9 protein-coding genes, 1 tRNA gene and 1 pseudogene are annotated in these 10,800 nt (G+C 68.1%); 5 read left to right on the top strand and 6 right to left on the bottom strand.

The window, feature by feature from the left end:
* Window positions 1–101: 101 nt before the first annotated feature.
* The 3 genes from OHB41_RS26145 (at window position 102) to OHB41_RS26155 (ending at window position 3,286) form a co-directional block, all read left to right on the top strand.
* Entirely contained in the window at window positions 102–1,307 is a 1,206-nt protein-coding gene (locus OHB41_RS26145) for a DNA polymerase III subunit delta' (protein WP_266700611.1), read from the top strand.
* Between the two features lie 191 nt (window positions 1,308–1,498).
* The gene (locus OHB41_RS26150) at window positions 1,499–3,106 is read left to right on the top strand and encodes an alpha/beta hydrolase (protein WP_266700612.1); all 1,608 of its coding nucleotides are present in this window, start codon (window positions 1,499–1,501) and stop codon (window positions 3,104–3,106) included.
* A gap of 106 nt (window positions 3,107–3,212) precedes the next feature.
* Window positions 3,213–3,286, top strand: a tRNA-Thr gene (locus OHB41_RS26155).
* Between the two features lie 20 nt (window positions 3,287–3,306).
* On the opposite strand, the pseudogene OHB41_RS26160 reads toward OHB41_RS26155, so the two are convergent.
* The 6 genes and pseudogenes from OHB41_RS26160 to OHB41_RS26185 all read right to left on the bottom strand — a co-directional run.
* A pseudogene (locus OHB41_RS26160) lies at window positions 3,307–3,562 on the bottom strand (hypothetical protein); the annotation flags it as partial.
* Between the two features lie 29 nt (window positions 3,563–3,591).
* A complete protein-coding gene (locus OHB41_RS26165; protein ID WP_266706131.1) occupies window positions 3,592–4,041 on the bottom strand; it encodes a hypothetical protein in 450 nt (149 codons plus the stop codon).
* Window positions 4,042–4,142: 101 nt separating this feature from the next.
* A complete protein-coding gene (locus OHB41_RS26170) occupies window positions 4,143–5,966 on the bottom strand; it encodes an alpha/beta hydrolase (RefSeq protein ID WP_266700613.1) in 1,824 nt (607 codons plus the stop codon).
* Window positions 5,967–5,975: 9 nt separating this feature from the next.
* Window positions 5,976–6,446 carry a hypothetical protein gene (locus OHB41_RS26175; protein ID WP_266700614.1) on the bottom strand — a complete coding sequence of 157 codons (471 nt, stop codon included), beginning with the start codon at window positions 6,444–6,446 and terminating at the stop codon, window positions 5,976–5,978.
* A gap of 889 nt (window positions 6,447–7,335) precedes the next feature.
* Entirely contained in the window at window positions 7,336–7,812 is a 477-nt protein-coding gene (locus tag OHB41_RS26180; RefSeq protein WP_266700615.1) for a hypothetical protein, read from the bottom strand.
* 464 nt (window positions 7,813–8,276) lie between these two features.
* Window positions 8,277–8,735: a MarR family winged helix-turn-helix transcriptional regulator gene (locus OHB41_RS26185; protein ID WP_194280613.1), complete on the bottom strand. Its 459-nt coding sequence runs from the start codon at window positions 8,733–8,735 to the stop codon at window positions 8,277–8,279.
* A gap of 300 nt (window positions 8,736–9,035) precedes the next feature.
* Between OHB41_RS26185 and OHB41_RS26190 the strand changes: the two genes are divergently transcribed.
* Both OHB41_RS26190 and OHB41_RS26195 read left to right on the top strand, forming a co-directional pair.
* Window positions 9,036–9,332: an ABM domain-containing protein gene (locus OHB41_RS26190; RefSeq protein WP_266700616.1), complete on the top strand. Its 297-nt coding sequence runs from the start codon at window positions 9,036–9,038 to the stop codon at window positions 9,330–9,332.
* 343 nt (window positions 9,333–9,675) lie between these two features.
* On the top strand, window positions 9,676–10,533 hold the full coding sequence (locus tag OHB41_RS26195) for a glycosyltransferase family 2 protein (protein ID WP_526025061.1): 858 nt from the start codon (window positions 9,676–9,678) through the stop codon (window positions 10,531–10,533).
* The last annotated feature ends 267 nt before the right edge of the window (window positions 10,534–10,800 follow it).

A 10,800-nucleotide genomic window follows, 5' to 3' on the forward strand; every position in this document is an offset into this window, starting at 1 on the left:
GGGCCGTGGTCGGCGGCGTCCGTCGGCAGCGGCGTCCGTTGTCAGTGGCGACCCGCACAATGGACGCGGCAAGGCAGAGTGCGACGAAAGGGCGGTGCCCCGTGCCCGTATGGGACGACCTGGTGGGCCAGGAGAAGGTGAGCGAGCAGCTCGCCGCCGCCGCGCGTGACGCAGACGCCCTGGTCACGGCGGTCGCCGGGGCCACCCCGCCGCCCGAGGCGTCCAGGATGACCCACGCCTGGCTGTTCACCGGGCCGCCCGGGTCGGGCCGTTCCACCGCGGCGCGCGCCTTCGCCGCGGCGCTCCAGTGCGTGAGCCCCGACCGCGCGCTGGGCGGGGTCCCCGGCTGCGGTTTCTGCGACGGCTGCCACACCAGCCTGATCGGGACGCACGCCGACGTGCAGATCGTCCGCACCGACCTCCTCTCCATCGGTGTGAAGGAGACCCGTGACCTGGTGCGCCGCGCCCAGATGTCGCCCGCCGTCGGCCGCTGGCAGGTCATCGTCCTGGAGGACGCGGACCGCCTGACGGAAGGCGCGGGCAATGTGCTGCTGAAGGCCGTCGAGGAGCCGGCGCCGCGCACGGTCTGGCTCCTGTGCGCGCCCTCCATCGAGGACGTCCTGCCCACCATCCGCTCCCGCTGCCGCCTGCTGACCCTGCGCACGCCCCCGGTGGAAGCGGTCGCCGACATCCTCGTACGGCGTGACGGCATCGACCCGGATGTCGCCGCGGCCGCCGCGAGCGCGACGCAGGGGCACATCGGGCGGGCCCGGCGCCTCGCCACGGACCCGCGGGCTCGGGAGCGCCGGGCCGCCGTCCTCAAGCTCCCGCTCCGGGTCGACGACGTCGGCAGTTGCCTCAGGGCGGCCCAGGAACTGGTCGACACGGCCGCGGAGGACGCGAAGCAGCTCGCCGAGGAGGTCGACGTGAAGGAGACCGAGGAGCTGAAGACCGCCCTCGGCGCGGTGCAGGGCGGGCGCATGCCGCGTGGCACCGCGGGCGTCATGAAGGAGCTGGAGGACCGGCAGAAGCGCCGCAGAACGCGTACCCAGCGCGACAGTCTGGACCTCGCGCTCATCGACCTCACGGGCTTCTACCGCGACGTCCTCGCCCTCCAGCTCGGCTCCCGCCTGGCCATCGCCAACGCGGATTCCGGGGATGTGCTGGAGAGACTGGCTCGCGGCAGCTCGCCGGAGGCGACCCTGCGCCGGATCGACGCCATCGCGGCGTGCCGCGAGGCCCTCGACCGAAATGTGGCACCGCTGCTGGCGGTGGAGGCGATGACGATGGCGCTGCGCGCGGGCTGACGCGGTCGTCGAATTCGGGCGCGCGGGCTTACGTGTCGCCGTCGGGATGTGGCGCGCGGGGGCTGACGCGCGGGCGTCGGGGTGCGGCATGCGCGTGGTGCGCGTGGTGCGCGAGGTTGACGATGTCACTCGTAAGAGGCGCGTGCGCCACTGAAGGTGATCAATCGATCGCGCAAGGTTACGCTCGCGGAATGTACTTCAGGCGCATCCTCAGGCCCCTCCGCAGGGGCGGCATGCTGCTGGCCGCCACGACGCTGCTCGTCTCCGCCTGCTCCTCGGAGAGTTTCACCACGTTCACCACGACGGCGCCGAGTGCCGCCGAGGCGGCGCCGACGACGGCCGAGGCGGTGCTGACCCCGCTGCCCAACACCACTCCGGCGACGCTGACGCCCTACTACGAGCAGAAGCCGGCCTGGCGCTCCTGCGGTGCGTCCGGCTTCGAATGCACCACGATCAAGGTGCCGCTCGATTACGGCGACCCGGCTTCGGGCCCCATCAAACTGGCCGTCGCCCGCAAGAAGGCCACGGGTCCGGGGAAGCGGATCGGCTCGCTGCTGGTCAACCCGGGCGGTCCGGGCGGCTCGGCGGTCGGATACCTGCAGTCGTACGCGGGGCTCGGCTACCCGGCGCAGGTCCGCGCCCGCTACGACATGGTCGCGGTCGACCCGCGCGGAGTGGCCCGCAGCGAGCCGGTCGAATGCCTCAGCGGCCCGGAGATGGACGCGTTCACGAAGACGGACATGACGCCCGACAACGTGCGGGAGACGAGTGAACTGGTCGACGCCTACAAGAAGTTCGCCGAGGGATGCGCCCGGCACTCGCCCAAGCTGCTGCGGCATGTCTCCACGGTCGAGGCGGCCCGAGACATGGACATCCTGCGCGCGGTACTGGGCGACCAGAAGCTGAACTACGTGGGAGCGTCGTACGGGACGTTCCTGGGAGCGACGTACGCGGGCCTGTACCCGCAGCGGGTGGGCCGGATGGTCCTGGACGGCGCGCTGGACCCCTCGATCACCGCCCGCAAGCTCAACGAGGACCAGACGGCGGGCTTCGAGACGGCCTTCCAGTCCTTCGCGAAGGACTGCGTACGCCACAGCGGCTGCCCGCTGGGCGGCGCGGGTACCAGCCCGGACCAGGTGGGCAAGAACCTCAGCGCCTTCTTCAAGAAGCTCGACTCGAACCCCATCCCGACCGGCGACGCGAAACGCCGTCAGCTCACCGAGTCGCTCGCGACGACGGGCGTGATCGCGGCGATGTACGACCAGGCGGCCTGGCCCCAGCTGCGTGAGGCGCTCAGCGCGGCGATGAAGGACAAGGACGGGGCGGGCCTGCTCGCCCTCTCCGACAGCTACTACGAGCGTGACGCCGAGGGCCACTACACGAACCTGATGTACGCCAACGCGGCCGTGAACTGCCTCGATCTCCCGGCCGCCTTCTCCAGCCCCGACCAGCTGGAGAAGAGCCTCCCCACCTTCGAGAAGGCGTCCCCCGTCTTCGGCGACGGCCTGGCCTGGGCCTCCCTGAACTGCGCGTACTGGCCCGTGAAACCAACGGGGGAGCCCCACCGCATCGAGGCGAAGGGCGCGGGCCCGATCCTGGTGGTCGGCACCACCCGGGACCCGGCCACCCCCTATGCCTGGGCCGAGTCCCTCGCCAGGCAGCTCTCCTCCGCCACACTCCTGACCTACGTCGGCGACGGCCACACCGCCTACGGCCGCGGCAGCGTCTGCATCGACTCCGCGATCAACCGCTACCTCCTCGACGGGACCCCTCCACCCAAGGGAAAGCGCTGCTCATAGCCCTCCCGCACGCCCCGGATCCGGGCCCTCCGGGGCGTGTACGGAGCACCCTCGGAAACTGTGTAGACTTACCGCGTTGCTGATCGCACCATAGTGCGGACGGCGCGCCGCCTTAGCTCAGATGGCCAGAGCAACGCACTCGTAATGCGTAGGTCTCGGGTTCGAATCCCGAAGGCGGCTCTGTAGAAGCCCCAGGATTCTCACTCGCCGTGACCTGGGGCTTTTGCTTTTTGCTGGATACGGCGGCCGCGCCGTGCACGAGCCGCGCGGCGGTCCCCAGTCTCAGTTGCGGGCTCAGAGGCAGCTGCCGGGGCGGGCAGGTGGGCGTCACCCATGCGGCGCATGGTGTCCTTCGAGAGGTGCGAGCGGCCCTTGACCTAACGGCGCGTCTGACTGATCTGGGTGTACTGCCAGGATCTCCATGATGATGGTCGGCATGTCCACGCCCAGCTCGTTTCAGGACATCAGCTCCCGGACCGCGTGGGTCAGCTCGGGAGAGGCGCGTCGCTCGACCAGAACGTCGACTTCACGTTCGGCGCCGGCAGCCTCTGCTTCGAGTAGTCCGGGCCGTTCGGCTTGCTGGTTGGCGGAGCAACCTCGGACTTCTCCGCACACGGGGTGGTGACGCTCAGGTGGGCCTGGCCAGTGGTCCCGATCAGGACTTCGAGCTGGAAGCCGTCCTGGGTCTCGAAGTTGGCCGCCAGCCCGTTCTGACTCGCCGCGACGAACTTGTAGCCTTTCCCCTTCCAGTGGCGTTCCAATACGCCGAGGAAGCTGGCACGCCGTTCGGCCGAGATGATCGTCATGACGGAACGATCGCGGTCCACATAGCAGTCACCCGGCATTGAGTACGTGTGCGTCCACTGAACGGGAGGCTTGATGGCCGCAAACGTCTCGTCCAGAATCGCGTCCGCCTTGTCGGCCGCCTCTTGCATGTTCATATTCGATTGGCTTTCCTTGCTTGAGGACGCGGTACCTGTCGAGCCGCACCCAGCCAGAAGCAGAACCAGCACTGCGGCCGCTGCAACCCTTTTCCTCATCGCGGCGTCTCCCTCGTGACGTATCCCGGCTGTCCTGCGGTAATGGCAGCGATGTTTCGCGCAGAAACCTTATCCTTTCCATCCTCTGGGGAGAAGTAATTACTATGGGCATCGATATCCAACTTCGAGTCCAACACGTCGGGGAAGGAAGGATGAACTAGCTCCGGTCCGGGCAAGGTCTCGAATCTGTTGGCGCCGAACGCTTTGCTCGCCGGATCCTTGCCGAACCAGATGTCGTCGTCACCCCGGTCTGCGATTTCTCCTCCGAGGTACGCGCCAAACGGCCCTCCCCCGAAGAATCCCATGGTTCCTGCCGCGGCTTCCTTTGACGAAGGGAGCCTGGTGACGATGTCGTTCTCGGCCGCGCCCACCCAGACGTGATCCTTGCCCACACCTAGGTCCGCCGCCTTGTCAACGCCGACGCCGGGACTGCCGACGAGGATGATGTCATCGGCCCCCGGAATCCCTCCTGCCTCCTGTGTGGCGGCCCCCACCAGTCGAGAACCGTAGGAATGCCCAATGGCAGTAATGTGAGGATCGGCATGCTCGTTGGTCGCCGAAATTCCACTCATGAAACTGTTGTAAGCGGGGGCGCCGCGCTCAGCGTCGTCCGTGGTCATTACATCGATCGATTGCGGGGCATCGTAGCCGAGCCATACGATCGCGGATGAGGAGGGATCGATACCCTGGGCGCCCTTAGCCGTATCGAAGGCACGTTTCACCGTGCCGTCGGCAAAACCGGAATTAAGTTTAGTGCCCAATCCAGGCACGTAAGCGGAGACGTTCTTCGAGGTGTCAGGGTTCCCGAAGGCAACGATTGCTCTCCCGTTTCCTTCGAGGCCGACCCCTAGTAGGAACATCGGCGGCTGACTGCCCGAGTCGAGCTTGGTCCGGATACCTTTCAGTCCGTCAAGCTTGTCTTTGAACGCCTCGTCGTGCCTGGCCTCCAACTCAGCGATGAGAAGTTGGATGTTCCCGCGGTTTGCTTCGTCGCGGACCACGGCCGGGATGCCGTCCAGGTTTCCGATGATTTCCGGGAAGGCCGCCTTGTACTCCGCGCGCTCCTCGTCGCTGAGGTTGTCCCACCACTCCTTGCGGTCGGTGGGCGACTTGTCCAACGGGACGTGGTCCGCGATGTAGTCACTCGCGGCAGAACTCACAGCGTCGACGTCGGACGCTACGTCTGCCCATACCTCGGTGTTGACGTTCAGGCCTGGTGCCGCTTTGAGCTTGCGCAGTGCCTTGCTGTACCGATCGTCGATCTCCTGGGCTTCCCTTACGGCGTGGGCGATGCGGTCGGCGATGTCCACAGCTTTGGCGTAGTGCGGGTTCGGACTCTTGAACCGAGGATCGTTCGGCGCCAGCCTCGGTGACTGAAATCCACTGTTGTTGCTCGTGACCAGACCGTTGTTGCCCAGAACCGTGCCGCCGGGGATCGGCTCACCGGTGAGCTCGTTCGTACCGCTGGCGGGATACGTGATGGCGCCGTTCTCGTTGACGGTGTACGCCAGCGCGACCGCGTCGTCCAGTGCCTCAGTCAGACGCCGCTTGGGGGCAGCGATTTCGGACGAGAAGCCGTCGAGGGCTCCAGTGATCAGACCGCACTCGACCTGGGTGTAGTGGAAGTTCTCCGAGAGTTTCCGCAGCTGCTTGAGTGCCGCGTCCGCGGCCTCACCCTCATTGGCCTTTCGCATGGCCGCGGTGATCTGGTTGTCGATGCGGTCCTTGGCCGCGTCGGCCATGCCGTTCATCGCGCGGTACCCGTCCGCCGCGTCCGCGTACTCGGTCGGTTTGAGGGCCTTGAGAGTCAGGTGGTCCATGCTTCCGGGTCACTGCCCCTTGGCCTGGCCGCGGCTGGCCGGCGCGTCCTCGTAGTACTTGGACTTCAGCTTGGCGATCTCGGCCTCGATGACCTCGTCGGTCCGTAGCTGGTCGTTGCCCGTCTTCTCGAGTACTCCGGCAAGCCCGTCGCACACCCCGCTCACGTCCTTGACGTAGCGTCTCCAGGAGTCGTAAACCCCCTTCTGGGCCGCCGCGGTCAGGCACCCGGCCCCCTTCTCGAGTCCCGTCTGGCCCGACTCCGCCTTCGCCCACGCCTTGCCAAGGTCTTCCCGTAACGAACCGACGCCTTCCCCCGCCTTGGTCCACGCCGCCTTGTCGGACCTCAGCTCGTCGGCACCGACGCTACTGCCACCCGAAGTGGAACCTCCGGGGTCGGCAGGTAGTTGGTTGAGCTGCATCTGTGTGGTGTGCCGCTCGACAGCCGCGGTCTTGAGCTGCTCCCACTCATCCCACGCCATGCCTGGCCCCCTCCCCGTGCCTCGTCGTACACCGACGAGTGGATGCGAACGTGTGACAGCATCGTTTTGGTGATCGAGAAGTACCGTAGCGCCGTTCATCACCTGCCCCATCCGCACCGGTAACCATCGCACCTGAGTATCTGTACTCATGTGGAACAAGGGCCTCGGTCGGAAGGGCTGACGCTGCTCGGGGCCGAATGCGGAGGATGAGTGAGCCCGGTTTCTGCGTAAGGGAATTGGCTCAGGGGGATCGTGGCCGCCTGGAGCGACGCTGCGGGGGCCTTCCGGGCAGTACTGCCGTCCCGACACCCGGCGAGATCCGGAGGGTGCTGTCGTCGTCCCTGGGCGCGGAGCCCGTCGTGGCGGAGTGGTCATCCTCTGCCGCCGCGTCGGTGCCGTTGGATCTGGAGGCGTCGGGAGACGGTGACTGCGACGCTGCGGCTGCGAGTTCCGGGAGGGGGTACTCGTTGGCGGGGCCCGGAACGTAGGGTTCTGCAGAGCAATGCGGGGGCGTACGGCCCCGTATCTAGCCGAGGTTGTCGGTCCGCTCCTTAGGCCCGCCCGATTGGGGCCCGGCCGGCCCGCCGACGAGGTCCTCCGGGGGCCAGGATGGGGCCGGAAGGACAGTGGAACCCGGTGAACGATCATCAGGCCCCGGATGCCTCCATGCCCTCTGACCTGCGCAGACAGTAAAAGTGGGAACAGTCAGGGAAGTCCGGGGCAACGCTCTGGCGATCTTGTGATGCGTGGTCTCGGGTTCGAATCCCGAAGGCGGCTCTGTAGAAGCCCCCGGATTCCCGGATTCCCACTCGCCGTGACCTGGGGCTTTTGCTTTTCCCGAACGCGGCGGCGGTGTCGTGCGCGTGCCGCCTTGTTGTCCGTGGCGCGGTCAGTTGGCGTCGGTGATGCAGCGGGGGGTGGACGCGCTGCAGACCTTGGCCTGTGGGGGTATTTCAGGGCCGTTGTGGCCCCATTCGAGGAAGGTGACGGTCCGGTCGGGCTCCAAGGTGGCCCGGGACTGATACAGGAAGCCCTGGTGTTCGTCCCCGGTGAGGTGGAAGGGTCCACGATCGTCGACGACGACGGCGAGGCTGTAGTAACGGTGCTGGAACTCGTCCGATGAAGGCATGTGGTCGGGGATCCCCTCCATCCGGCCGATCCTCGGCACGGATGGGTCCTGGGCGACGTTGTAAGGGCCGCACTTGAATCCCGCTCCGTCCTCGCGCCGGTAACCGAGGCAGTAGCCGTCGCCGGAGATCCAGCCCACCTCGCCAGTGCCTTTCTGTCCGCGATGGATGACCACCACGGTGTTCAGGGCCGGTATGGGGTGCCCCTGGGGAGGGGCTGCCGTATTGAGCCACTTCACGAGAGCGCTGTCCTTCGGCCCGAGGCGGGCCGCCACTCCAACGGGACGTGCCGGGCCCGCGGCCGGCGTGGGCGCCGCCGAGGTCGACGAGAGGGCTGAGGCGGTGGGGCGAGGCGTGCCCGCAGCCTTGCCGTGCCCCTCGCTCGTGCACCCGGCGAGGGCCAGGAACAGTACGCCGCACGCTGTGAACCGTCTGCCAAGCCCCGTCGCCATCGAACCCAAGCCCCCTGGTAGCAGTACTGGAAGGAGCCGACGCCGAGACCTTCGCGACCGGCCGCCGCCCAGGCGCGGTGCGTTCCGCTTGCCGGTCGGCCACGTTGATCGCTCACTCACGGACGCGCTCCTGAGGGTGACAACCGAACGGCGTCAGGGGTTGTGCAGCAGCCTCCGGCGTGACGGAGGGGAGATCCCCGGCAGGTCGGCCGGTCAGACGATGAGGGTGAACGACGTGCCCGCCGGCATGGTCAACCACGTGGCCACGGGCGTCCGTCGAGGCGCTCGATGTCGCGGTTGAAGCGGCTGAGATAGGCGGCGAACTCGGCGACGTCCTCGGCCGCCCAGTCGACCATGACCTTCTCCAGACCCTCCAGGTTCTCGGTCCGATGGATGTCCAGACGACGCTCGCCCTCGGCGGTGATGGCGAACTTGCGGGCCATGCCCCCCTCGGGGTCGGGCATACGCTCGACGACCCCGGCCCGCACCATGGCGGCGGTCTGTCGGTTGAGGGTCGAGGCGTCCAGGCCGAAAGCCTCGCTGAACTCGCCGATCGACATCGGCCCCTGTGCCTGGATGCGGCTGAGCAGGACGTACGCGCTGCGGTCCAGCCGTTCCTCACCGGCCCCACGCGCCCGCGGGTTGAGCATGTGCATGTGCCGCCCGAGCAGCATGGTCTCGAATTCCAGCAGATCAAGTGGCTTGTCCACGCGAGGCATCCTTCAGTTCCCGGCTCGCTTCCCCTGTCAGGAGAACCGCCTTCGGCTAGATATACCACCCATATATGCATCATACACTCAACATGTACCGTGCACATCCCTGCCTGCCGGGAGTGGCGACCCATGGCACCCCGGCCGTCCCCCGGTGGACGACACGGTGAGCTCCCGAAGATGCCGGCGCCGGTCACACATCCACCCCGGGGTGCGTCAAGAGGGAGGCGCCACCCCTGCGACCCGGTGGGGGTGTGACAGGTGTGACAGGTGTGACAGGGACGAGAAGGAGATGACGACATGGCCGTTCTGATGGTGCGTGCCACGGTGAAGCCCGAGTGTGTCGACGAGCTCGAAGCGGCGCTGCGGAGGATGTTCACCGCGATCGAGGCCGCGCGGCCCAAGGGCGTGCGGTACGCCTCGTACCGGCTGGCCGACGGGGTCACCTACCTCGCGGAACTGGAGATCGCGGACGGGATCGGGAATCCGCTTCCCGAGATCCAGGAGTTCCGCGAGTTCCAGGCGGCCCTCAAGGACTGGCTGGCCGCCCCGCCCGCCGTCGAGCACTTCGAGGTGCGGGGCGCGTACGCCGCCTGAGGACACGTGGGTGTCCGGTAAGAGCTGGTAAGAGTCGGCCGGACGCCGGGTGTGCTCCCGTCCCGCGGTCCCCGCGCCGCGTAGGTTCGCTCCCGACCGCGCGGCCGGCCGGCCGGGGAGAGCTCCGACAAGGGCCGGGCGGCGGCTGCGGCCGGTGCCGGGACCGAGGGCCGTACGGGGCGGGGAGCCGCGAACGGCGTGAGGAACCGCATACGGGGCGAGGAAAGACGGCGTACCTGAGGGATACGCCCGGTGAACGGTTAGCATCGCGGGCAGTGTTGTCGGCCTGGGATGGAGTGGTGTCGTGCCGGAGGGTCCACGGATCGCCGTTGCCGTCGTGACGATGGGGAATCGGCCCGTCGAGGTCGACGCGCTGCTCACCTCGGTGGCCAAGCAGGACGTCGCGCCCGCCCGGATCGTGATCGTCGGGAACGGGTGTCCGCTGCCCGACTTCGCCGAGCGGCTCGGGCTGCCCGGCGAGGTGACCACCATCGAGGTCGACGAGAACCTCGGCTGCCCGGGCGGCCGGAACGTGGGCCTGGCCAGGCTCGCGGAGTTCGGGGACGTGGACGTCGTGGTCGAGCTCGACGACGACGGGCTGCTGGTCGACGCGGATGTGCTGCGCAAGGTCCGTGACCTGTACGCCGCCGACCCGCACCTCGGCATCGTCGGCTTCCGGATCGCCGACGAGAACGGGGAGACCCAGCGCCGGCACGTGCCCCGGGTCGGGGCGAAGGACCCGATGCGGGGTGGCCCGGTCACCGGGTTCCTCGGCGGCGGGCACGCGCTGTCGATGCCCATGGTCGCCGAGATCGGTGACTGGCCCGCCGAGTTCTTCTTCGCCCATGAGGAGACCGACATGGCCTGGCGTGCCATCGACGCCGGGTGGACCGTGCTGTACGAGCCCGAACTGCTGCTCCAGCACCCGAAGACCTCACCCGCGCGGCACGCCATCTACTACCGGGTCACCGCCCGCAACCGCGTCTGGCTCACCCGCCGCCGACTGCCCTTCGCGCTCATCCCCGTGCACCTGGGGATCTGGGTGCTGCTCACACTCGTACGGACGCGGTCGCTCGGCGGGCTGCGGGCCTGGTTCGGCGGCTTCGCGGAAGGCCTGCGCGAGTCCGGCGGCCGACGGCAGCCGATGCGGTGGCGGACGGTGTGGCGGCTCACGCGGCTCGGACGCCCGCCCGTCATCTGACGGTTCGATGGGCGCCGGGAAGGACGAAGGCCCCGGTCGTTCACCTCCGACGACCAGGGCCCTCTCTGTCCCCGGATCCGGCCACGGCGGCGACACTCCCCCGAGTTACGCGTCGTACGCGCGCACCGTCGGGCCAGATCCGATGCACTGATCCCATCAGGCCGCGCCAACGGATCGCTAACATGTGGCCAACGGGTCCCTCGGGAACCGGCCAACGGTTCCGCCGGAACCGGGAGTCGGTCGGTGCGAAGTCGCCAGGGGCACGGC

Origin of the sequence: Streptomyces sp. NBC_01571, assembly GCF_026339875.1 — a bacterium.
GTDB lineage: Bacteria > Actinomycetota > Actinomycetes > Streptomycetales > Streptomycetaceae > Streptomyces.